This window comes from Paracholeplasma brassicae (assembly GCF_000967915.1).
GTDB classification, from domain to species: Bacteria; Bacillota_I; Bacilli_A; order Acholeplasmatales; family UBA5453; genus Paracholeplasma; species Paracholeplasma brassicae.
Genome location: NC_022549.1, coordinates 401,465 through 427,752 on the forward strand (window position 1 = coordinate 401,465; position 26,288 = coordinate 427,752).

Here is a 26,288-nt window from a genome sequence, read left to right on the forward strand (position 1 = left end):
ATAATATTTTCAACACAGCTTTGTTAAAATGAAATCAATTAAAGATGTGATAGAGGAGAAAAAAATGAAAAAGAGGGTTATATTTTTAATTGTAATTGTAAGCGCTCTTATCTTATCGGGTTGTCAAAAAAAGAAAATAACCTGTGAGGAAGATGAGACAATAAAAGACGGTAAATGTGTTGTTTTGCTTTCTGAAATTGATCAAAAAATAGTCGATACGAGTGAATTAACGAACTATACAATTGAAGTTAGTATTCAATTTAAAGAGGAAATCGCCAACGTGGTGATTGCTTTTGATGATGAAAAGTCAGTGTTTCAAACAAATAATCAAACGGAATATTACTTAAATGAAAACAATCAAGTTTACCGTGTGTTTGAATCCAAATCAGGGTATCAAAAAGAACTGATTTCTGCTGATTCAAGTCAAGCCACACTCTATGATTTTTTTGTGGATTTAAAAGAAGATGATTTAAGTAAGCATGAATCAGCCTACTTACTTAACTATAGCAGTTATGATTTACTAGATGATTTAAGAAAATCGTTTGATCGTAACGCTGTATTATCAAACGTGGTTGTCACGTTTGGTGATACACACATAAAAAGCTTTAATTTTGATTTATCAACTGGTGAACTCGTGTATCATTTAATGATGAATTTCACTAATATCAATCAAACCGTAATCGAGGTACCAAGTCATGTCTAAACACCGCATATGGGTTAAAAGTATCTTATTATTTTTTGTTCTTACATTAGGATTAGTTCTGCCTACTGCAGTTAAAGTTGATGCATTTTTCAGGGTCTATCCGACTACAAAAGAAACAAGATATGTCGAAGGGGTAAAACATCAAAAAATCATCGGCGATATTGATTTTAATGGAACATCCTCAAAACAAATCATCAACTATGTTGGGGCAAATATAAAAACCGAAGATATTAAGGTTGTTGTTGGAGACGGGTATGCCGATTATGGCTTTGGGATGTCCAACTTACTAAGTCAAATTTATAACGTTAACCGTCGTTATGATAATTTAAATGTCATCGCAGGTGTTAATGGCGATTTCTATAATATGTCAAATGGAATTCCAACGATGGCCTATGTTAGAAACTTTGAAGTTATTTTTGAAGGTGTAACAAAGGCAAGAACACTTATCGGGTTTAAAGACGACGGTGAGGTTGTTTATGGTAATCCGACTTTTGAAGGTTATGAAGTAATGGTCTTCAACGAAGAAGGCGAACTTAAACTAAAACAAATCAAAGTCAATGGGTTTAATCGTTTACCAAATCAAGGCGAAGTCACGGTGTTCTTTAGTGAATATGTTGGTGTCATCGATAGTGGTGAATCAAAAATTGTACTTGACGCTAAAGACATCAAATCCGATGGTTCAGGGGCAAGATATTTTGGAAAAGGTGTTTTACAAAGTGTAACCAAAGAACGCATTGAAGTTCAAGAAAAACAAATTGTCTTAATGGGAGATTCACTCTTCGAAGAAGGGTTAATTAATGAAACAGACACGGTCGTAATTCAACAAAAATTAGGTGGTAAATTTGAAGGTGTCAGACACGCTTTAGGCGGTTGGGAACATTTGGTTAAACAAGGGGTACCTGAAACAACATTTACAGCAGGTGCGAGTTATCAATTCCGAGCACCTAGAACTGCAATTGGGATTAAGAGTGATGGAACAATCTTTTTTGTCACGGTGGATGGCAGACAAAAACCGCAAGGCATGGAGGGCGTGACTGCTTATGAAATGGCAGAAATCATGGCTTATTTTGAAGCAGAAGAAGCATTCAACCTTGATGGTGGTGGCTCAACAACCATGGCCGTTCTCGGTGATGCTGAGGGTGTATATGACATTATGAATAGTCCTTCGGATGGGAACTTACGTTCAAATGCCAATGGGTTTTTCTTTGTTAAAGGCAGTTTTGATGAAGTGAAACAACCAATTCCTTTTCCTGATAATCGAACACAATTAGATCTTCCAACGAATTTATTTATCAATGAAGAGGGAATCTTAAGTTTTGATCAAGTTGAAAACGCCACTAGCTATGAACTTCTTGTGGATGGAAATAGTCGCATTAAAACAACCTCAACTACCATTGATCTAAATCAGCTAGAATTAGGCGGCCATCAAATTCAACTGCGTGCACTTGGTAATCATGAATTGTTTAGACAATCGAGTTATACCACATCAAGAGATTACGTTGTTTACAGCAGTGACGTAATGAAAATGATTGAGTTTTTAAGAGAATACACAAGAAAAGAAAGCGAACGAATGGGTTCAAATTAATTGAATGAAGCCACAAAAATGTGGCTTTGTTCGACTGTTTAGGGGGAAATGAAATTGAAGATTATTACGTGTATTAAACAAGTACCAGCCTCAAGTAACGTTCAAGTTGATCCAATTACTGGGGTATTATTAAGAGATGGGAATAACGTGAAAATGAATCCGTACGATTTGTATGGATTAGAAACGGCATTTCAAATGAAAGAAAGAACTGGTGCAATCGTTAGTGCAATTACGATGGGACCACCAAGTGCAACAAGTGTCTTAAAAGAAGCACTCTATATGGGTGCGGATGAAGCAGCACTCATTACGGATAGAAAGTTTGCTGGTGCAGATGTACTAGCTACCTCCTATACAATTAGTCAAATGATTAGACACATGGGTGAGTTTGATGTAGTCATCTGCGGGAAACAAACAACCGATGGTGATACTGCTCAAGTAGGACCAGAAATGGCAGAGTTTCTAGGTATCCCACACATTCCTTATGTAAAAGAGATTATTGAGGTAACTAAAGATTACTTGATTGTCAAATCGACCTACGAGCAGTATGAAGAAATCGTTAAAGTTAGTACACCGTGTTTACTAACCATTGAAAAAGGCTATAATACGCCGAGATTACCTTCCTATCTAAGAAAACAACAATATAAAGACTATAAAATTGAAATGGTGACTCTTAAACAATTTGAAGATCAAGACGAATCTCATTATGGCTTAAATGGTTCACCAACTCAAGTCGATGAAATATTCTCACCTTCTAAGAACCATGAGGTCAAACACCTTGTGGGTAGTAGTGAAGAACTAGCAGCAAAAATGATTGAAATATTAAAAGAAAGTCGATTTGTGTAGGTGATATCATGGGTTATATTAAAGTAAATAATGAGAAAGTAACTAAAGAAGTAGCAAGTGAGTTGATGGACATTTGTCCGTTTAATGCATTCGAATACACAGATGCGTATTTATCAATCAATGCGTCTTGTCGGGTATGTAAACTCTGTGTCAAAAAGGGACCAAAAGGGGTTTGTGAGTTTATCGATGATTCAAGACCTAAAATTGATAAAACAATTTATCGTGGGATTGCAGTTTATATTGAGCAACGAAACAACAAAGCACATGAGGTTGGGTTTGAACTCTTAGGTAAAGCACAAGAGATTTCTAAAAAAACAAATGAACCTGTTTACGCGATTGTTATTGCAAAAGACGCAAGTAAAATAGTCGAACAATGTTTGTCATATGGTGTTGATGAAGTCTTTGTATTTCAAGACGATGCTTATGAGGACTTCAATGTAGAAACGTATACGAATGCCGTAGAACATTTTTATAAGAAATACCAAAACAACGTTATTTTGATGGGTTCAACCCCACAAGGTAGAAGCTTTGCTCCCCGAATTGCAGCAAGACTACGAACAGGACTTACCGCAGATTGTACGATGCTAGATATCACAGAAGAAGGCGACTTACTCCAAATTAGACCAGCGTTTGGCGGTAATATTATGGCAAAAATCAACACACCGAATAACCGCCCACAACTAGCGACCATCAGATATAAGATGTTTAATAAACCAAATAAAGTCGTACCTTTTGGAAAGGTAACCTATGAAGAGACCGGCAATTTAAGCAAAGAATCAACCATCAAAATGATAGAAAAAATAGAAAAACCAAAAGTGAATGACATCTCTGAGGCGGAAGTAATCATAGCGGTTGGAAGAGCATTTAAGAAACAAAAAGATTTGGAATTGATTGAACCATTAAGACAAAAATTGAATGCACAAATTGCTTGTACTAGACCACTTGTTGAAAATGGATGGTTTGATAACCGACTTCAAATCGGGTTAAGTGGCCGAACCGTAAAACCAAAGCTTTTGATTAATCTCGGTATCAGTGGTTCAGTTCACTTTATTGAAGGCATGAAAGAATCCGAACTAATCATCTCAGTCAATCAAGATCCCAATACAAAATTATTTGATGTCTCTCATTATTCAATCATTGGAGATATTTATGAAGTTATACCAAAACTAAATGACTTATTAAAAGAGATAGGAGTCGTCTAAATGTACAAAAAAGTAGAACTTACGGATGTTGAATCGTTAATCAATATTGTTGGAAAACAACAGTTGTTTTTCAACGATGAAATCGAACAAGAGTACGCACATGATGAATTAAAAACAGTTAAACACATGCCTGAAGTACATGTGATTGCTCAAAATAAAATTCAAATTAGCCAAATCATGACTTACGCGTATTCAAATAATATTCCTGTAACGGTTCGTGGAAGCGGCACGGGACTTGTTGGTGCGTGTGTGCCTATTTATGGTGGTATTTTACTAGATTTATCACGAATGAATCGCATATTAGAACTGGATAAAACAAATATGACACTTACCGTAGAACCAGGGGTATTGTTATTAGATATCTATGAAAAAGTAGAAAAAGAAGGTCTGTTTTACGCACCAGATCCAGGTGAAAAAACGGCGACCATTGGTGGTAATATTTCCACAAACGCTGGCGGGATGAGAGCGGTCAAATATGGTGTGACTAGAGACTGGGTTCGTGGATTAGAAGTGGTATTACCAAACGGTAAAATTGAAAAATTCGGTGGAAAAGTTGTGAAAAATTCTACTGGATTCAGCCTGAAAGATTTAATCGTTGGTTCTGAGGGGACTCTAGGGATCATCGTAGAGGCGACACTTCGTTTAATATCACTACCAAAACATCAAGCTTCCTTATTAGTGCCATTTAAAAACAGAGAAGATGCGATTAAAGCCGCACCTGAACTGATTAAAAATCATGTAACGCCTACGGCAGTTGAGTTTATGGAAAAGCAATCATTACAATACTCAGAAACCTTTTTAGGAAAGAAAATTCCTCATAACAATTTTGAAGCTTATCTACTACTGTCATACGATGGAAACACAGATCAAGCTTTAAATGATGACATTGAAATCGCAAGCAAAATGGCACTTGAATTAGGAGCGATTGATGTTTTCTTAGTCGACACCGAAGAACGTAAAAAAGGTATTTGGACGGTTCGGGGAGGATTTTTAGAAGCCATTAAAGCTTCATCAAGCGAAATTGATGAGATTGATGTCGTGCTACCTCGCTCTAACATTAGCAATTACTTGGCCTATGTGAGAGAAGTTTCTGAACAATTAAATGTTCGTATCCCATATTTTGGACACGTTGGTGATGGTAACTTACACATCTACTTCTGTAAAGATGAGTTATCAGATAAAACATGGAAAGAGAAAATTGAAGAAGGCTTTGATTTACTCTATAAACGCGCCTTCGAATATGGTGGACTTGTCTCTGGTGAACATGGTATTGGTTTTGCAAAAAAGAAATACATGAAACACCTACTTGGTGAAGAACAAATGCGACTCATGAAAGGTATTAAAGACACATTCGATCCGAAACGTATCTTAAATCCTGGGAAAGTGATTGAATAAAAATTTCTAAAAAAGATGATATACTCATCTTTTTTAATTATATTGAGTTAAGAATCTTGTCTAATGTATAGACAGTTGTCGAAAACGCTATCAATTTTGACAATTTATGTTATAATATCTCATAGAAGAGATTGAACATGGGGTGAATCTAATGAGTGTAATGTTAAATATGTTGAAATACAAGGAAGATCTTAGTATGGCTGAAAAGGTGGTTCTTGACTATTTAATTGAACATAAAGAGGATTTAGAAGATTTTGGAATTGAAAAAATCGCAGAAGCAGCCTACACCTCACCGGCATCGGTTGTTCGCATGTGCAAGAAACTAGGGTATAAAGGATTTAAAGACTTCAAAATTGACTTCATTTTAGCAAATGCGAAAGTAGAAATTCCTGAAGGTAGTGAGTACTCCGATGTTATATTAACTAAAAAATTTAACACAGGTAAAACCGCGATTGAAAATAACATTCGTGTATTAGAAGATACACTAAAACTTTACAATGAAGAAGTTGTTGAAGAAGCTGCACAAGTTATCATGAATTCAAGAAAAATATTGATTTTTGGTAAAGGTTCTTCATACATTGTCTGTAAGGACTTAGAGATGAAATTAAGACGAATCAATAAATTTGCGATTGCACAAGGTGAATCACATGAACAGTTGATTGATGCGTCATTCATCAACCAAAGAGATGTCATTATTTTTATTTCAAACTCAGGTAAAACAAAAGAAATTATATCAGCGGCGCTTTTAGCTAAAGAGAATAAAGCGAAGATTATAGCGATTACAAAGTTAGGTACATCAATCCTAGCGGATTTAGCAGATATTTGCATCTACACTTCGTCACTCGAAAGTGAATTTCGTAGTGCAGCAATGACTTCAAGAATCTCTCAATTAGCGGTTGTTGATGCGTTATTCTCGCATTGTGCGTACGTTGATATTGATCGTTCGGTTAAAACATTAGAAATGACCTATCAAACATTTAAAAGATTTAAAAGATAAGTAGGGTGCACAGGAAACTGTGCTCCTTTTTTTCGCTCTAGCATCCTTTTTTTCCGATAGTGAAAAAAACAACCTAAAACGGATGTAAGCGTTTCATTTACGTAGTAAAGCGACTATAATGAATGTGAAAGAAGTGATTTTATGAAGAAGAAAGCCATTGGAATTATGAGTGGGACCTCCTTGGATGCTGTTGATATTGTTTTATGCGAGATTGAGGGAAGTTATCTAGAGACCCAAATTAAAGAACTTGCGTTTAAATCTTACTCTTTTGATGAAGAATTAAAACATAAAACACTTCAAGCCATTTCATTGGAAAATGCCTCTGCAAAAGATTTATGTAGTCTAAATTTCGAGCTTGGTTATTTATTCGCTGATTGCGTTAATCAATTCTTAAATGAACACTCACTGACCTCAGATGAAATTGATTTTATTGCTTCGCATGGGCAAACCATATATCACATACCACAAGATGAAAAAAATCATATTAGAAGCACCCTTCAATTAGGTGATGGGTCAATCATCTCATCAAAAACGGGTATTACTACCGTCTCTAATTTTAGAACCGCTGACATGGCGCTTGGTGGTCAAGGCGCACCACTGGTACCATATGCAGAATTTCTTATGTATCGTGATAAGAACAAAAATCGTGCCATGCATAATTTGGGTGGTATTTCGAATTTGACTATTTTGAATAGAGACTGTAGTGAAGCATCAGTTTTAGCCTTTGATACAGGGCCTGCAAACATGATGATTGATTATTCGATGCAACAGCTCTATCATTTACCATACGACCAAAATGGTGCTACTGCTAGAAAAGGTCAGCTAATTAGATCGATGTATGATCAAATCATGTCCAAAAGTTATTTTAATGAATGCCCACCTAAGTCAACAGGTAGAGAACTATTTGGAAATCTTTATACTAAGTCATTGATTGATCAATATATGAATCATAAAAAAGAAGACATCATACACACATTAACCAAGGTGACAGCTAATTCGATTATCGAGGCTTATGAGCGTTTTGTACTTAAAAACACACCACTAGATGAAATAATTTTTGCTGGTGGTGGGGCATATAATACGTATTTAATGGAGTTAATTCAAACTGGTTTACCAAATATTAAAATTATGAGACTAGAAGACTTAGGGTTTAATAGTCAGTCGAAAGAAGCGACCGCGTTTGTGGTCTTAGGTAATGAAACACTAAACGGTCATTACAACCATTTGCTTAAAGCCACAGGTGCTACAACATATGGCATTTTAGGACAAATCAGTCCTGTATATAAGAAGGTGAAATCATGAGATATAAGAAACTTTTGATCGTTGGAAGAAGTATGTTTTTAGAGACAATCATTGATCAGGTGATAGAGAACAATCAAACCAACATTGGTGAAATTGTTTTGTATCAAACGGGGCTTGATGCTGCAACAAAAAAAGAAGTTCAACAAGAATTGATGAATAAAGTTCATGATAAAACATACGCACTTAATTTCATGATTACAGACGACAAAAAGAAAGCGTTTGGTGGGTCTGATTATGTGGTGATATCGTTTTGTGAAAAAAATCACCCGAAAGACATCAATCAATACGAACCACTGATCGATTCTAAGGTATCGTCAAGAGAAGCTTACATTGTTAGTAATCATTTTAAAGCAATGAATCTAATTCCGAAAATCATTGACGTTTTACATGATGTTGATACCTATGCAGAAGACGCATGGGTCATTAATTTAAGTACACCAAATGGTGTCATCAATGAATCGATATATCGCTATTGTGAACACGAAAAATACATTGGGATTGGGCAATCACCATTAAAAATGAAAGAACAATTTATTAAACAAATGGCAGTTCAACCAAAGCAGTTAATTCCTGTGGTTGCTGGGTTAGATGGCTTATCTTATGTGTTAAACTTGTATAATTCAAAAAATGACATATTACCTAAATTGATTGATGAACTACATGAGACAAAACAACTCAATGATTGGCGCTTTGAATTTGTTAAACAGCTTGGAGTCTATCCAAGCATACACCATCAATTTTTTGAACAATTTATGTCAAACACGGAAGTAATCGATACAGATACGTTGGCACAAGATCAACATTACATGGCAAAAAGCGTGACTGATTTTATTTCAAGTGTGGAGCAAGATAAAAGAGATTATCAAGTGGTAATCACATCTAATAAAGGTCACATCACGGATCTTCCAAGAAATGCATCAATTGAAATTACCGCGAGAATTACAAAAGATGGACCAAAACCTGTACATGTTGGTAGTCTTCCTATTCAAATAAGAGGTCTTGTACAAAGCGTCAAGGCGTATGAAGAGTTATTAAGCGATGCAGTTTTTGAAAAAAACATAGACAAAGCACGGTTGGCATTACAAATCCACCCAGCCATTAAAAACATGAAAAATGCAAAAATGGTTTTTGATGAGATTGTTTCAAACAATCAATACTACTTTCAAGGATTTTTACCTAAGGAGAAAAACAACAATGAAACTGTTTTACTATAAAGATAAAGAAAGACCGATTTGTTATTACAATACAGACAAGCAGGTAGAAATACCAGAGACGTTTAAATTAAAACCGTTTCGGGGCATGTGGGTTTCGAATGTCGCAAACATCGATTTACCGATATTAGAAGATGAACAAAGCTACAAAGAAAAGATTAATCGTATGCTAGAGGTAGCAAAGTCCTTTAATATTAATGCGATTTTATTTCAAGTTAGAACCACAAATGATGCTTTTTATGAATCGAAACTCAATCCTTACAGCCGTTATCTTACAGGGCAAGAAGGTAAAAAACCACTGTTCGATGTCTTAAAATACGTGATTGATGAAGCCAAGAAATACAACATTGAAATTCATGCGTGGGCAAACCCTTACCGTGTCTCTTTAAATGGCATAATCAAACAAGAAGATTACATAAAGACGTGTGATCCTCTAAATTTCGCAATCAAACACAATGAGTTTGTGATACTAAATAAAGAAGGTCAAATGATTTTAAATCCTGCGAAAGAAGAAGTTAGACAACATATTATCGATTCAATGATAGAGATTGTCAGAAACTATGAAGTCGCTGGAATACACTTTGATGATTACTTTTATCCATATCAAGGGCTTGATGAGTCATGCAATGACCTTAAAGACTATGAGCAAAGAGAAGATAAAAAGATGAGTTTAGGTGATTTTCGAAGACACCAAGTGGACTTGGTAATTAAAGGTGTTCATGACGCACTAAAAAAAGAAAATCCTAAAATTAGATTTGGCGTTTCACCATTTGGGATTTGGAGAAACAACACAAATGACGCTCATGGATCGAATAATGGACCAGGGGCTACTGAATCCTATGAAAACCAATACGCCAATTCCTATAAATGGGTTAAAGAAGGGTACTGTGATTACATTGTTCCACAACTTTATTGGGAGTTTGGGCACAAAATTGCGCCATTTGCTGATTTATGCGATTGGTGGCAAAATTTATGTAAAGATTCGAACGTTGACTTATATATTGGTCACGGGGCTTACCGTCTAGGTCAAGAAGGCGAGTATGAAAATCCATTAGAAATTACAAATCAGGTAACGTATGCAAATCAATACGATACCGTTAAGGGAAATGTTTTTTTCACTTATAAGACGTTTATCGATGAAGATAAAAACCGTTTGGGTATGTGTGAACTTAAAAAACTGTTTGGGGGAAAATAAATGAAACGAATAATCACTTTACTGAGTTTGATATTAGGGGTATGGGCAGCAAGCTCACTACGCCCTACTTTAGAAGAAAGACCAATAGAATTTCAATCAGAGGCGTTTACAATTAACGATTACGTTGAAAAGGATCGAGAATTTAGAGCAGTTTGGGTTGCAACAGTATTTAATTTAAACATGCCACTTCATGTCAACCAAACGCAGTATAAAGACGCGTTTATAGCGGTTGTTAATCAAATTAAAAAATATAACATGAACGCGATGATCTTCCAGGTGAGACCGATGAATGACGCATTTTATGCCTCAGATTACGCACCTTATTCAAAATACTTTACAGGTAGTGAAGGCGCAGACCCAGGATGGGATGCACTTTCTTGGATGATTGATTATGCACACCAACAAGGCATTGAGTTTCACGCTTGGTTAAATCCTTACCGCGTGGCTAACTCAAGCATGTCAAAAGAAACCTATTTGAATACACTTCACCAAGATAATTTTGCCAAACAAAACCCAGATTATGTGGTTGCTGGTAAGCCAAATGATTCAGGCGTTTACCCATATATCCTAGATCCAGGTCGTCCTGAGGTTAAAACATACATTAGAGATGTTGTTAAAGAACTTATGGATAATTATGACGTAGATGGGATTCATTTTGATGATTATTTCTACCCTTATTCCGGGATTTATGATGCTGAGGATCAAACAACATACAATTTATATAATGAGAATAATCTAAGTAGAGCTGACTGGCGTAGGGAAAACGTTAATGACGTCGTTAGGGGTGTCATGCAAGATGTTACAGCTTATAATGAGGCAAATAACCAAATGGTTCGATTTGGTATCTCACCGTTCGGTATTTGGAAAAATAAATCATCCGATCCAGCAGGCTCAGAGACCAATGGTATGCAAAGTTATAGTGCTCAGTACGCTGACTCAAAAAAATGGGTTGAAGAAGGATGGCTACATTATATCAATCCACAAGTCTATTGGAATATGTCACATTCGCTTGCACCATACGACAAAGTTGTCTCTTGGTGGGCAGATGTCACAAGAGGCACTGGTGTTGATTTGATCATCGGTCACGGCATCCATAATGGCAGTTCTTGGACCGCATATGAGATTCAAAACCAGCTCATTTATAATCAGCAGTTTCCTGAAATTAAAGGTTCAGCATTCTATTCCTTTAGTTACTTAAATTCGACAAATGTAAATAACGTAAAAGCAAACCTTTGGAAAAATATGCCACTTTCACAGTGGGATTATAGCAATATTGAATCACCTGTTGTGACACTCACAGGGGAAAAAGAAGGAAACACTTATAAAACAGATGTGACCTTAACTGCCACAAGTAGCCACGACATATATTACCGTTTAGGTGATAACGACTGGGTGCTTTATGAAGAGCCACTGGTTTTTCAAACCCAAGGGACGCATACCATCTATCTCAAAGCGGTCACACTAAATGGCGATGAGTCATTGGTTGAAGGCTACAACGTAGTCATTAACAAAGAAAACAATGACGTGCCTGAAATCACCATTGTTGGGACACCAAGCGGGTCAAATTACCTTGTTGGTGCACAAGCTGTTATCACAGCAAACAACATGGAAAATCTTTGGGTTGCGATTAACCATGGTAGTGTCGGGGTATATCAAAAATACACTGGTCCAATTGTTTTAGATGATTTAGGCGCGAGTGGTCGCTATTTCATACGCACAAAAACAATCACGAGTGAAGGGGTAGAATCCATAGAAAAAACCTTACTCGTCACGGTCGTTCCAGATTGCTATCCAAAACCTACGATTCAATTAAATGGTGTTGGTCAAAATGGTTTTTATCAATCACTTGAAGTGACAATTGACAAAGAAACCGAAGTCCAATATAAGATTAATGATGGAAACTATCAAACATACACAGAGATGCTCACGTTTGATGAGTCTGGTGAATACACCATCTATTACCGAAATAATGATGGATGTAAATTAGAATACAACGAAACATTCACAATAGACAAAGAAGCACCAATTGGCCCCAATGTTGAATTAGATGGGACACTTGAGGGTGATTTCTACGTCACTGAAACATACGTCAGTTTTACTCACGATGATCAAGACGTGTTAATCTATTATCGCTATTATGACGCATTTAACGTCATTCCAACAGCATGGACACTTTATCAGGAACCTGTTAAATTTGGTAAAAACACGATGTTTACAGTAGAATATTATGCCGTTGATCAGGCGTTAAATCAGAGCCAAAGAGAACAAGTTAGATTTAAAATGAACTTAAAACCAGTTGAAGACAACTTGTTCGTCACACGTAATGGTAGTGTAGTCAATTACAGAGGCACAGACACACCTATATTACTGCCAAAGACTTACACTGAAAAAGAACAAGAAGTTAGAGCTGTTTGGGTCTCAACGGTTTCTAACATCGATTTAGATAGACTATCAACTATTGATGGGTATAAAGCACAATTAATCACGATGCTTGATGTGGTAAAACAAAATAATTTTAACACCATCTTTTTCCAAACCAGACCAATGAATGACAGTTTTTATCCGTCCGAGCATGCCCCTTTCTCAAGGTACATCACGGGGGTTGAAGGCAAAGACCCAGGGTTTGATATTTTAGAGTTTGTGATCAAAGAAGCACATCAAAGAGGTATTGAAGTACACGCGTGGTTAAACCCATACCGTGTTTCTACAGGTACTCAAGATAAGTTAAGCCAATTGAGTTTGCTTTCAGATGATAATTTCGCAAAGAAAAATCCAGACTTAGTGATTGCTGATAAACAAGGTAAGTTGATTCTAAATCCGGGAGAACCACAAGTTCGTGCATACATCGGTAATGTCGTTAGTGAATTGATTACAAATTACGACGTTGATGGTGTCCATTTTGATGATTATTTCTACAGTTATGGTGGTATGTATGACAGCGAAGATCAATTAACTTACAATAAATACAATCAAGAAGGTCTAGCACGTGATGATTGGCGTAGAGATAACGTTAACCGATTAGTAGAGAGTATCAATGAGATTGTAAAAACACACAACCAGCAAAAAACAGATTACGTCAAATTCGGTATATCACCATTTGGTATTTGGAAAAATGGTGGGGTTGATGGATCGAATACCAATGGCATGTCAAGCTACAGTGCTCAATACGCAGATACTAAGAAGTGGGTTGATGAGGGTTGGCTTGATTACATCATGCCACAACTCTACTGGGAGTTTAATCATAGCGTTGCACCATTTGCCGATTTGGTTGACTGGTGGGTTAACGTAACTAGAGCGGCGGGTGTTGATCTCATTATAGGTCATGGTTTTTATCGTTTTGCTGATAACACATGGCACGATGAGAATGAATTAATCGAGCAATTGCGATACACGAGTCAATTTGATGTCATTAAGGGGAGTTCGTTCTTCACTTATAACACTTTAGTTAGTTCGGATTTGGAAGTTACACAGACTCTAAATCGCTTAAATAATCTCTATTGGACTGCACAACCAGGTTTTCCATGGGCATCTAATGTCACCCCTGGCGGCACTGATCCGGTTTGTGGTGATGACGAAATTCTAGTTGATGGTAGTTGTGTATTAAAACCAATTGAATGTGACAATGGAGAAATTATTGATGGCGTCTGTGTGCCAGATAAAACAGAAGAACCAAATAATCGTAGTGAACAACAACGCGTTGCATTAATCGTTGCTTCAAGTGCAGTTGGTGTGGCTGTTGTTTCATTAACAATGTTCTTTGTGCTTAAGAAAAGAAAATAATATGGAAAAACAAATCAAAGAAATTCTTTTAAGAGGCGTATTGAATAAAGCCTTTCCAGGTGGACAATACGGTATTCTTGAAAATGGTGTGATTACCACAGGCCATTTTGGTTACAAAGAGAACTTAGATGAACAAATAGAAACAACAGGTAGTGAAGTATATGACATTGCTTCACTATCTAAGGTTGTTTCAACGACCATTCTTATCTTTAAATTAATTGAAACAGGCAAACTTAAACTCGATACTCAAATTCATGACTATTTACCAGTCGCATTTAAAGGTATTACCGTCTATGATTTATTGACCCATACGAGTGGGCTTGATGCAGACATAAAAAAAGCCAATCTCCTAGAATCTAGAGAAGAACTATTGGAGAAGCTATTTCAAAGTCAGCCTGATCAGTCAAAAAAAGGGACAATCGTTTATTCGGATATAGGCTTTATGTTGCTTGGGTTATTAATCGAAAAAATAAGTGAAAAAACATTAGATGTGTACGCAAAAGAAGTTATTTTTGATCCACTTAATATGAGAAACACATCATATCATCCAAACATCCATGATGCTGCACCAACCGAGTACCGAACCTCACCTGTTTTTACTGGGCTACTTAGAGGTAAGGTGCACGATGAAAAATCCTTCGCATTAAACGGGGTTTCAGGTCACGCTGGTGTCTTTTCAACAGCCTATGATTTATCTTTATTTATGAAAGCGCTTGTGGAAGATCGGTTTGTATTAAACAAAGAAACGGTCGAGCTAATGTCTCTTTCACAAATTGAAGGATTAAATCAATTTGGTGTGTTAAAACACCGTGCTTTAGGGTATGAAAAACCAACCAAAGAAAGTGTGTTTAAAGCTTATCGAATGGCGATGATTACCCATACGGGTTTCACGGGATGTCATTTAATCATTAATAAAGAAAAGAAGTTCGGATTTGTCTTATTAACGAATGCGGTTCATCCCAAAAGAGAAAATAATCAAATTTTTTCTTACCGTGATGAAATATCAAACGTTATCTTAGAGAAATGGGAGGAAACAAAATGAAAAAAGGCATGGTTTTACTTTTTATCGCGATTGTCAGTTTATCTTTGGCAAGTTGTAAGAAGAAAACAACACCAATTGAGCTTACAACCACCACAAAGGATTTAGTTATGGTCGTTGGAGACGTTAAAAATATCAGCGTAGAAACCAACGATAAGAAGGGCGTGACTTATACAGTCTCGAACCCGAGTATGCTTGAAGTAGATGAAAACGGAAAAGTAACTGCGATTGCGCATGGGACGACTGAAGTTATCATCACATCAAACACAGATCAAAAAGAGAGTCTTACCATTAAAGTAACGATTCATAAAGATGTTGTTATTTCTTTAGAACATGACACCATCATGGTAATGGTTGGTAGCACTAAAGAATCACAAGTGACATCAACAGACCCACTCGTCTATAAATCATCAAACGATGACGTATTTAGCGTAGATGAAAATGGACTTATAACAGGGATGTCTAGTGGGACTGCTCAGTTAGAAATCACTACCACACTAAATCCAAATGTGAAAAAAGAAGTGACAATCGTTGTGGAAGATATCCCTAACTCACTTGATAATAATGTCTTCTTAGTTGATCAAAATGTGACTGAAGAAACGGTTGTATATAATGAAATGACTTATCTAAAAGGCTACAGTTTATTTAGCAGTATAGAAGAAGCCCTTTTAAGTGCTAAAGAGCATACTGTAATCACAGTTTTAGAAGGCAATTATAACGACGATTTAGTAATTGAAGAGTCAATTACGCTTGTATCAGAAAATGCGACAATCGGTGGGAAACTAACCGTTAAAGCTGATGACGTTGTTGTTAGAGGCTTTTCGTTTGAAGGTTCTGGTAGCATCTTAAATGAAGGACACATCAAAGGTTTGGTTGTTGAAGACAATACCTTTAAGGATACAATGTCTACCTCGATTTCATTAAATCATGTGTCATTTGTTACTATCACAAACAATGTCATTAATGGTAGTCAAACGGCAATTTCAATTGAAAATTTCATTGATGGCGACTTTGTAATTAGTAAAAACACAATCACTGATGTTGATAACGCGGTTGTGATTAAGGCAGGCAGCGAATATGCCTTAGAAACAACCTTTAAAGTTGAAAGAAATACCATCGATCAAGTGGGATTAGGTGTTTCCTTTGATTTACGCTATGGTGACTTGCAAAAAGAAATATTTGCTTATGTTCGATTTAATACGATTTCAAATGCTACTGTACTTGCTAAACAAAGCGAAAATTCAGACGTTGATTTCACCCTAAACTATTGGGGCAGTGAAATCCCTAATTATGACAAATTTGAAAATATCAATGATTACCAATTAAGAGGTTATTATTCACTTGCATCATCAATTATTTCAGAAAATGCGTATAACCCATTAGTCCCAATTGTCATTGAGATATTAAACCCAATTGATGAATTAGTAATTGGAGAAGAATATCAACTTGAGTTTTCGTTATTACCTAGAGAAACAGATCCTTCAAGAATGCGTTGGATCACTTCAAATCCAAATACAATCTCTTTATCTAATGGGAAAATTACCCCAACTAAGAGTGGTGAGGTCACTGTAACACTAAGATCTTCAATAGACATTAGAGTAAAAACGACAATGGACTTAAAGGTGATGACAACCCCAGGTGTTGAATTATCTCTTAATGAACCATTAAATCAATTGACACCAGGTAAAACACTAAAATTAAATGCTTATGCGTTTCCTTATACAATTGCAAGTGAAGAACTTGTTTATGAATCGTCTGATCCGAGTGTAGCTAGCATTTCAAATGACGGCATGATTCAAACGCATCAAGCAGGTGTGGTTACATTTAAAGTAAGTCTTTTAAGTGATGAAACGGTGTATCAAAGTTTAACTGCTGAAGTTTATGAATCACTGAGTGAAGACAACGTGATGGATGCGCTAACCATGTCGATGGTGATGTATTCGACACCTCATGAGTGGATGGTTTACGGCGTAGGGTTTAATTACCTAGATTTCAAATATGAATCTGTCTCAAGATACCTGTTTGATGAAATTGATGTAAACAAAACGATGTTGTTGCCGATAGAGCATAGTATACGTCCGGGTTTCAAAAAGACGGAATTAAGTGAAGAGTTAAGGTACAACGATCAAAATATTCATTGGGTAGTAATTCATGAAACAGCAAACACAAATCCTGGTGGAGGAGCATTTTCGCATGCGAAATACCTGTGGGATTCATCATTCACAGGAAGTTCAAATGACCCTTCGTGGCATTATACAATGGATGATAAGACGGTATATCAGCACATACCTGACGACGAAGTAGCTTTTCATGCTGGTGATGGCGGAAGTACACCTGGAAAAAACGGTATATATCTTGGCGGAGGAAACCGTAATGGGATTGGTATCGAAACCTCAGTTGCTCAAGATGGCGATAACTACCGCGTTTGGCAACGAACAGCTAAATTTGCAGCAGAAAAACTTGTAAGTTATGGATTACCACTCGCTCACATGAGATACCATCAAGACTTCTCAGGTAAGGTTTGTCCACAGTCGCTTATCCGTGGTGGGCTAATTCCACTGTTCGAAGCACTTGCTTACTATGAATATTTAATCGAAAAGAATTTCAGTGACTATAGCATTTCATTCGAATCACACGACACCGATTACGTTGATCACAGCGGCAGAGTTATTAATATGCCTGATCGTGGATTAAGTGTAAGTTATACGGTGACGGTTTCAAACGGAAGTACGAATCAATCTAGAACATTCTACACTTATTTACCAGGTACAGTTCATTAGTATTTTCAAAAAAGTTTCACGGTATTGAAAAAAACATTCAAAAGTTGTAAGAATGCGCACTTTGTGTGATAAAAACCAAAATTGCATTGACAGCGCTTTCAATATTACATAGAATGAAGTTGAAGATTCAACATTTAGGAGGAAAAAGAAAAAGTTAGTCATGTTTTTATTACTAGGATTAAGCCTAGTGCTAGCTCCAGGGCGTTATAGCGCTGCTGAGAGTGAAGAATTAATTGATCTATACCCATACGATCAAGAAGCTTGTTTATTAGCAACAAGTGAATGTACAGAAACGAAAGTTGGCGATTCGTTCTTCGATGCAATTTACAATGGTTATCGATATAACCTCACCAGAGGTTCTGTACGATTTACAAAAGATTTTGAAGATGATAATAACGATGGTGTTTATTCAGCTTTAGAAATTACTGCGATGAGTTACAGTGCATTTGCATCTTTTATTATCAACGATAGGGAAGAAGCTTATGTTTTATCGAGTCAAAACAATAGAGCTGACTTAACTGCTGGTGTCTCTCATTTAATCTATAGTTATTTTGATGAAAACGGTAAACTATATTTATTTGAAGACGCTGTACATACTTACTTAATCGTCAATGAGGGAACTGCTGAAACACCAGATTTTCGTCTTGCGACTACAGCAGAAGAAGTTACTTATAATGCTGCTGAGACAAAACCGGAAAATATGAAGCTATCCAATATCCGCATTTTAATGGATAGTGAAGCTGCAAGAGGTTATGTTATTGAGGAACTTAAGTTTGCCTCATTTACTAAATTAGGCGTTGACACATCCGTTGAATTGGATCCTGAAAAGTGGTCTGATATTATCGATGGAAACCCAACGAACGTTACTATACCTGCGGGTCACTCTGTTTTTAGTTTTGGTGCGAGAGACCGAGGAGGGAATATAAAACCTCTAGGACTTATCAAGTCAATGCCTCAATCGATGGTTTCAGATAATACTTTACCACTTGAATTAATTTATGATGTTCAACCAGCAATATTTGAAGGCATTACAACACTTGATGATGATGCTTCAACTCCGGGTACAAACATCGTTGTTGACTACAACGCAAGTTTTGACTTACCGACAAGTGTTACTGCTTCATGGATCAAAATGAATGATGAAGATGGTTTGTTTATCAATGAAACTGAAAAATTAGATTATTCTGTTGAGATTGCTCAAGATGGTGTTGTTTTAGAAACAATCGACTTTACTTATGACGCAGTTGAAGACAAATATATAGCGAGTGCTCCTGTGACTAAAGTCGACTCATCTGTGTTTGGTGCGGCTTATACAGCAACTTTCAAGGTAACAAATCCTGAAAATCAAGAAACAACTTACACAGCAGATATCGTGGTTGGTGTTATGCCTCCTAAATTTGTTGGTGTACAAGATCGTTTCTCTGATGAAGGTGTTTACGTTGACTTATTAGAAGGTATCACAGCTGACAATGGTTATGGTTTGGATATTACAAATACAATTAATATTTCAACACCAAGAGGTTTTAACTTCTATAGCCCTAAAGCTGGTACTTACACAATTAACTTAGACTTTACTTACCATGTGAATATTCCTGGAACTCCAGATAAACTTGCACAAGTGATTTTTGGTGGTAATGCTTATAATATCACTAAAACTAATGAGAAGTTAGCGTCAGTAGCAAATGATATTTCTATGTTTACAGATGTTACAAATCTAAAAACTTCAACATTTGGATGGAGTAGTGCTGGTGTTCTAATTGAAGTTGGTGGTGACGGTAAGGTTATCAGAACAATCGATAGACGTACATGGGATCTTGAAGATGAAAATGGTAAAAATACTCCAGCGAATGCTCAAAACATGTTTGATGCATGGCTATCAGGGATTACACTTCAAGAAGGTGGCTTTGTGGCAATCATTGGTGTTAATAAAACCGCTGAATATAATGCAGCTAAAACATTAGTTTTTGGTGATACTGTTACAAGAACAGAATTTGAAGCTGGTATTCCAGACTTTGATATTGACATTGTTAAATCAGCTTCATATGTACTAACAATAGATGATCTTACACCTCCAACATTAGTTGCTGTTGATAACAAATACACCGTTGTTGAAGGTTCATACGCTTCAGTGAATGATGCAATTCTTGCAAACGTTGTTGCAATCGATAATTTTGATTCTAGAAATGACATCGCATTATTCGTAACTAATAATGATGGAATGTCATTGTCAACACCTGGTACTTACAATGTTGTTGTAACTGGTGAAGATAGTGCAGGAAACTCAGCAACTGTTTCATTCCAAGTAACTGTGGTTGCTAAAGAAATTACTGAAGGCAAAGTTGATGAAAAAGTCGAAGACGCAATGGATGATCTAAAAGATTACGTTGGCGACAATACATTAACTGAACAACAAATTAAAGATCTAATTGAAGCTCAAGAAGACGCTGTTGGAACTAGCTTAGTTGTAACAATCGTTGTTTCATTAGTATCAGCTGGTTTAGCATTTGGTGCGGCATTCTTTGTACTAAAGAAAAGACCATAATTAAATAGTTTAAATTAATTGGAAAGTTCCCATTTTGGGAACTTTCTCTTCTTTGAAGAGATATTGATAAAAAAACGATCTGTGAAAATAATTTTTCGAATGCGAAAATCCACACATTGATAGATAAAAGCACATTAAAACATAGTATAATGATAGTGTAAAAATGCTTACATACGTAAGTATCTAGCATAAAAACTTTTTAAATAAAGAGAGGGAGTTAAGAATGAAGAAAGTATTTTTAGTTTTACTACTTACTGTTTCATTAGTTAGCCTTGCGGCCTGTGGTGGCGATAAGAAACCGGCTGCAGCGTCTGCAAAGATTGAAGGCGCAACGAACGTAACAATTACTGTTGGTGATACATTTGATCCTAAGGCGGGCGTTACTGCGACCGATTCAGGGGATAAAGATATCACAGCTGATATTAAAATTACAGGTAGTGTTAATACGAACACACCGGCTAAGTATGAACTTGTTTATTCGGTTACTGGAAGTGACGGAAAAAAAGTTGAAGTTAAACGTACAGTGACTGTCACAGGTACTGCGGTAACTGCACAAAAGATAACAATTATGCATGGGGCACCTTATGAAATTGACCCTTTCCATGAAACTTACTCAGGTAAAAATGCAAAAGAAAGACAAGATATTCAAAAAGCCGTTGAAGCAAAGTATAACGTCGACATCGATTACATTGCATACCCTGCGAATGCACCTTGGGGTCCAGACCGCGTTCAAGCAATCATCAACGCATCTATTTCTGGTAAACCATTAGCAGACATTTATTGGTCAACTTCTGACTGGATTCAACAATTAGCAAAAGCAGAAGCAATTGCGCCAATTGACAACTATTTGGATACAACAGGTAGTCGTATTCATTCTAGTTACCGTGAAATAGGTTCCTTCCAAGGTCAAACTTATGGTTTTTCTGAAGGCAATTTAACGGTTGACGTGGGTCTATATTTCAATGCCGCTTTAGTAAAAAGCTTAGGTGTTGCTAACCCATCTCAACTATTCCTTGATGGTGAATGGACTTGGTCACGTTTTGAACAATGGGCAACGCAAGTTCAAACGTTAATGAACGCACAAGGTGATGGTTCATACGCACTAGGTGGTCAATTATCCGCTTATGCAGAGTCGATGATTCCTCTTAATGGTGGGTCATTAATCAATGCAACAACAAAACGTGTGGCTTTTGCTCAAAACCCTGCGTTACAAACATATGATTTCCTTCATAATTTATACACAAAAGGTGTATTTGAACAAACCCCTGCCTATGACGCTGGTTCACCAGAATGGCAAGCAGGTAAAGTCGTTATGCACCCAGGTAGTTTATGGTTTGTTACGGCAGATAACCGTTGGGGTGGACTTCCATTTGAATTAGGATTTGTACCTTATCCAAAAGCGGACGCTTTTGAAGGCGAATATGCTTCACCAGTTTCAGGTGTTGCTTTATTTCACGTTGCAAGTGGTATGACTGCTGAAAGAGAAGCGCTTGTATTTGAAGTGTTTAACGAACTTCAATTATGGCGTACAGAAGCTGAATTAAAAGAAGAGTTTGAATTATCGTTAATGACTAAATTTGACGATCCGCTATACGTTTCTGCTTACTTAGAAATTTATGATAAAACTTACCTTGAATTGATTAACGCTGTGGGCATTGGGGCATACGGTGAAAGCGGTTGGAGAAGAAATATCAACGTCGCTATTAAAGAAGGTAATGCAAGAACGGTTGTAGATAGCATCAAGCAAGCGTATGATAACGCATTAAATACTTATTTAAATTCATAAGCTTAGTCTAATAACAGTCCCCCTTACTTTAATTATTTAAGGGGGACTATCAAATATAAAGGGGTGTTTTTGTGAAAAAAGTATTAATTATAACCTTATCGGCTGTCTTTTTACTCTTAGTATACGCTGTGGTTGATTTCGCTATTTTGTCAAATAGAGAAAACCACTTGAGTTACAATGTCAGTGATAAGCAACAAATTAATCTAGATGATTATACGAGTTCGTCCTCGTATTATAAGTACAAAGAATTATACGATGCCGTTTACCCACAAACTGGCAATATTGTATTAAGTGGTGATAATTATAAAACGTTGGAAGGAGAACATCAAATACTTGGGCTTTACCAAGGGTTAAACAATGTCCTCTTAACTGAAGAATCTGGTTCAGTGACTTACGAGTTTGATGTTACTGAAGCGGGTTTTTACCACGTTGGTTTAACGTATTATCCATACGAAGGTAAGAGTTCTAATATTGAACGCACGGTTTATGTGAACGATGAAATATTATTTCCTGGGTTAGAAAATTTGGTTTTCCACCGTCTTTGGGGAGCTAGTGAGTCAATCAAGCAAGACATTTATGGCAATGATATTAGACCATCTCAAGTGGAATTGCCAAGATGGATTGAAACCAAGTTAACCGATCCAGTGGGCTATGTCACCGAACCTTATGAAATCTATTTTGAACAAGGGTTAAATACCGTTACCTTTGAATCCCTAAGAGAGACAATGGTGATTGCAGAGGTTAGATTAGAGGTAATTAAACCACTAAACACATATGAAGAAATCAAAGCAATTTATGAAAGTAATAACTATCAAGAAAGCTCAAGCAAAATTGAAATCATAGAAGCGGAGCGTCCGTTGTTTACAACCTCACCAACGCTATATCCGCTCAATGACCGTACGTCGGTATTAACAAGACCTTCACACGCCTCATTAATCAAACTCAACACCATCGGTGGTAACAACTGGCGTGTGGCTGGTGATAAGATTGTTTGGGAATTTGACGTAGAAGAATCAGGGCTATATGAAATCTCGATGAGAGTTAAACAAAAGCTCGCTACCGGAATGAGTGTGGGTAGAAATATTTATATCGATGGAGAAATTCCATTTGAAGAAATGCGTAATTATGAATTTCAACATTCTAATGACTGGCGCATTCAAACACTAGGCACAAAAAATGAAGCATTTATGTTCTACCTTGAAGAGGGTACACATGAGTTAATGCTTGAGGTGTCACTAGGCCAATATGGTGTTTTAATCGATCAAATTCAAAATTCAATTTCAAATTTGAATAAATTATATCGTGAGATCCTTGTTTATACTGGTCCAGAGCCAGACCCATACCGTGATTATCAATTGACTGAACGTATTGATCATATGGTAGAGCGTTTCATATCTGAACGTGACACACTAAGATCAGTCCGTAAAGGTTTAATTCAAGTCGCGGGTTCAAAGAGTGAAAAAACAGGTATCCTGGATACCATGTTATTACAACTTGACGACTTCATTAAAAAGCCAAGGGAAATTCATAAAAACTTAACGTCGTATAACTCGAACATCTCATCCTTGGGTACGCTTATTACATTACTAGATGCTCAACCACTTGAAATAGATTACTTTGTCTTGCATAACGGGGATTCTAAATTACCAAAAGCGAAAGCAAGTATGATTGAGAGTTTTGTTTATTCATTTAAATCATTTATCGCCTCATTTACTACAAATTACGCTGCGGTTGGTAAAACAACCACAGAATCAACTGAAACCATTGAAGTTTGGTTATCAATTGGTAAAGATCAGGCAAACATTTTAAGAAAACTGATTGACGAAACTTTTACACCACAAACTGGTGTTCAAGTTGATTTAAAATTAGTTAATTCTGCCGTGTTACTTCCAGCAACCTTAGCTGGTGTAGGACCAGACCTAGCAATGGGGATTGACCACAGCACACCAGTAAACTATGCGATGAGAAAAGCTGCAGCTGATTTAACGCAGTTTGCAAACTACGAAGAAGTAGCAAGTCGCTTTAAGGCAAGTGCGATGGTACCTTATCAGTACAATGATGGTGTATACGCGCTGCCAGAACAACAAATATTCTTAATGATGTTCTACAGAACAGACATTTTTGAAGAACTTGGACTTGGCGTGCCTGATACATGGGATGACGTGATTAGTTTAATTCCGGACTTACAAAAACATAACTTGGAATTTTTCTTACCAGTACCAACAACGACAGGCGCAGTTGCGAATCTACCTGCAAACCCAGTGTTCTCATCAATGTTCTATCAAAACGATGGGTCATTCTACATTAATAACAATAGTGAATCTGGTTTTAATGAAGGTATGGGTCCTCAAGTGTTTGAACGCTGGACACAGTTTTATACGGACTATTCATTTCCTGTAGAAGCAAACTTTGTTAACCGTTTTAGAAGTGGGCAAATGCCGATTGGGATTACCTACTACAATACTTACAATACACTAAGTGTCTTCGCTCCTGAAATTAAGGGGAAGTGGGACTTTGTTCCAATACCAGGTACGATTTATACAGATGATGAGGGTAATCAACAAGTCAGAAGAGAAACCATCTCAACTGGTACTGGCATCATGATTACAGAACAATCAAGTAAAAAAGCTGAAGCATGGCAATACCTTGATTGGTGGACTAAGACAGAAACACAAGTACGTTTTGGTCGTGAAATGGAAGGTATTTTAGGTAGTGCTGCAAGATATCCAACGGCAAATATCGAAGCAATGAATCAATTGCCATGGACTGTAAAAGAATACGAAAAATTAGAAGAAGCTTGGGATTGGGTCAGGGGTATTCCTGAAGTTCCAGGTGGCTATATGACCGGTCGTCATTTAGACAACGCGCTACGTTTAGTCATTAATGACGCTTCAAACCCACGTGAAACCATCTACGATTACGTTCAAAAAATCAATGCTGAAATTGAGAAAAAACGTAGTGAGTTTGGTTTAGACTAGAAGGAGGAATAGTGTGCAATCAACATCAATCGATATCACAAGTAAAAAAGCACTAAGAAAGATGAAAATCGACGAAATTAAAAAACACAAACACCTCTATATTATGATGGCACCTTATGCCTTGTTGTTTTTTACATTTACCGTCATCCCTGTGTTTATGTCACTTGGGATCAGCTTCACATACTTCAACCTCCTAGAACCACCTCGTTTCATAGGTCTTGAAAACTATATGAAGTTATTATTAAGTGATGATGAGTTCATCATCGCAATTAAAAATACGCTAATTTTAGCCGTCATTACCGGACCAGTCAGTTATTTAATGGCCTTCGTGTTTGCATGGTTAATTAACGAATTAAAACCGAAGATGAGAGCGTTTATGACGCTCATCTTCTACGCACCGTCAATTTCTGGTAATGCATACTTAATGTGGCTCATTATCTTTAGTGGTGACGTTCATGGTTACGCAAACTCATTTTTAATCCGTTTTGGCTTTATTGACAACCCAGTCTTATGGTTAAAAGACCCGGATTATATTTTGTTAGTCATTATTATTGTTCAATTATGGCTAAGCTTAGGTGTGAGTTTTCTATCATTCATCGCTGGTCTTCAAGGTGTCGATAAGACACTGTTTGAAGCAGGTGCAATTGATGGGATTCGAAACCGCTGGCAAGAACTTTGGTATATTACACTACCTTCAATGAAACCACAATTACTTTTTGGTGCGGTGATGCAAATCACTACCTCCTTGGCAATTGCAGAGGTTTCAATGCAATTGGTTGGGTTTCCATCCGTTCAATACGCGGGTCACACGATCGTGACACATTTAATAGACTATGGTTCAACGCGCTTTGACTTAGGTTATGCCTCAGCAATTGCAACCGTACTGTTCTTAATCATGATGGGGGCTAACTTAATTGTAAGAAGCTTCTTAAGAAAGTTGGGGGATTAAG

The 26,288-nt window shown here is 36.7% G+C and carries 16 protein-coding genes; all 16 read left to right on the forward strand.

Annotated features, from left to right (window positions below; genetic code table 11):
* Positions 1–64: 64 nt before the first annotated feature.
* Positions 65–703, forward strand: a complete 639-nt coding sequence (locus BN853_RS01910) for a hypothetical protein (RefSeq protein WP_030004254.1) — start codon at positions 65–67, stop codon at positions 701–703.
* Entirely contained in the window at positions 696–2,288 is a 1,593-nt protein-coding gene (locus BN853_RS01915; RefSeq protein ID WP_030004255.1) for a phosphodiester glycosidase family protein, read from the forward strand. Before BN853_RS01910 ends, BN853_RS01915 begins: the two co-directional genes overlap by 8 nt.
* Before the next feature lie 54 nt (positions 2,289–2,342).
* Complete coding sequence (locus BN853_RS01920; RefSeq protein WP_052591132.1) at positions 2,343–3,131, forward strand: electron transfer flavoprotein subunit beta/FixA family protein; 789 nt, start codon at positions 2,343–2,345, stop codon at positions 3,129–3,131.
* Positions 3,132–3,139: 8 nt separating this feature from the next.
* On the forward strand, positions 3,140–4,333 hold the full coding sequence (locus tag BN853_RS01925) for an electron transfer flavoprotein subunit alpha/FixB family protein (protein WP_030004257.1): 1,194 nt from the start codon (positions 3,140–3,142) through the stop codon (positions 4,331–4,333).
* Positions 4,334–5,728 (forward strand): FAD-binding oxidoreductase, encoded by a 1,395-nt coding sequence (locus tag BN853_RS01930; RefSeq protein ID WP_030004258.1) that lies wholly within the window; start codon positions 4,334–4,336, stop codon positions 5,726–5,728. It abuts the gene before it with no gap.
* A 151-nt stretch (positions 5,729–5,879) separates the two neighbouring features.
* Positions 5,880–6,725 (forward strand): MurR/RpiR family transcriptional regulator, encoded by an 846-nt coding sequence (locus tag BN853_RS01935; protein ID WP_030004259.1) that lies wholly within the window; start codon positions 5,880–5,882, stop codon positions 6,723–6,725.
* 141 nt (positions 6,726–6,866) lie between these two features.
* On the forward strand, positions 6,867–8,027 hold the full coding sequence (anmK, locus tag BN853_RS01940; protein WP_030004260.1) for an anhydro-N-acetylmuramic acid kinase AnmK: 1,161 nt from the start codon (positions 6,867–6,869) through the stop codon (positions 8,025–8,027).
* Positions 8,024–9,241 carry a family 4 glycosyl hydrolase gene (locus BN853_RS01945; protein ID WP_030004261.1) on the forward strand — a complete coding sequence of 406 codons (1,218 nt, stop codon included), beginning with the start codon at positions 8,024–8,026 and terminating at the stop codon, positions 9,239–9,241. The genes anmK and BN853_RS01945 overlap by 4 nt, the downstream gene beginning before the upstream one ends.
* Positions 9,222–10,433 (forward strand): glycoside hydrolase family 10-like protein, encoded by a 1,212-nt coding sequence (locus BN853_RS01950; protein WP_030004262.1) that lies wholly within the window; start codon positions 9,222–9,224, stop codon positions 10,431–10,433. Before BN853_RS01945 ends, BN853_RS01950 begins: the two co-directional genes overlap by 20 nt.
* Positions 10,434–14,213: a glycoside hydrolase family 10-like protein gene (locus BN853_RS01955; protein ID WP_030004263.1), complete on the forward strand. Its 3,780-nt coding sequence runs from the start codon at positions 10,434–10,436 to the stop codon at positions 14,211–14,213.
* Between the two features lies 1 nt (position 14,214).
* Entirely contained in the window at positions 14,215–15,255 is a 1,041-nt protein-coding gene (locus tag BN853_RS01960; RefSeq protein ID WP_030004264.1) for a serine hydrolase domain-containing protein, read from the forward strand.
* Entirely contained in the window at positions 15,252–18,032 is a 2,781-nt protein-coding gene (locus BN853_RS01965) for an Ig-like domain-containing protein (RefSeq protein ID WP_030004265.1), read from the forward strand. Before BN853_RS01960 ends, BN853_RS01965 begins: the two co-directional genes overlap by 4 nt.
* Before the next feature lie 160 nt (positions 18,033–18,192).
* Positions 18,193–20,574 carry a DUF5011/hyalin repeat domain-containing protein gene (locus BN853_RS01970; protein WP_030004266.1) on the forward strand — a complete coding sequence of 794 codons (2,382 nt, stop codon included), beginning with the start codon at positions 18,193–18,195 and terminating at the stop codon, positions 20,572–20,574.
* Positions 20,575–20,797: 223 nt separating this feature from the next.
* The gene (locus BN853_RS01975; RefSeq protein ID WP_030004267.1) at positions 20,798–22,360 is read left to right on the forward strand and encodes an extracellular solute-binding protein; all 1,563 of its coding nucleotides are present in this window, start codon (positions 20,798–20,800) and stop codon (positions 22,358–22,360) included.
* A 71-nt stretch (positions 22,361–22,431) separates the two neighbouring features.
* Complete coding sequence (locus tag BN853_RS01980) at positions 22,432–25,338, forward strand: extracellular solute-binding protein (RefSeq protein WP_030004268.1); 2,907 nt, start codon at positions 22,432–22,434, stop codon at positions 25,336–25,338.
* A 61-nt stretch (positions 25,339–25,399) separates the two neighbouring features.
* Positions 25,400–26,287, forward strand: a complete 888-nt coding sequence (locus BN853_RS01985) for an ABC transporter permease subunit (RefSeq protein ID WP_157869963.1) — start codon at positions 25,400–25,402, stop codon at positions 26,285–26,287.
* The last annotated feature ends 1 nt before the right edge of the window (position 26,288 follow it).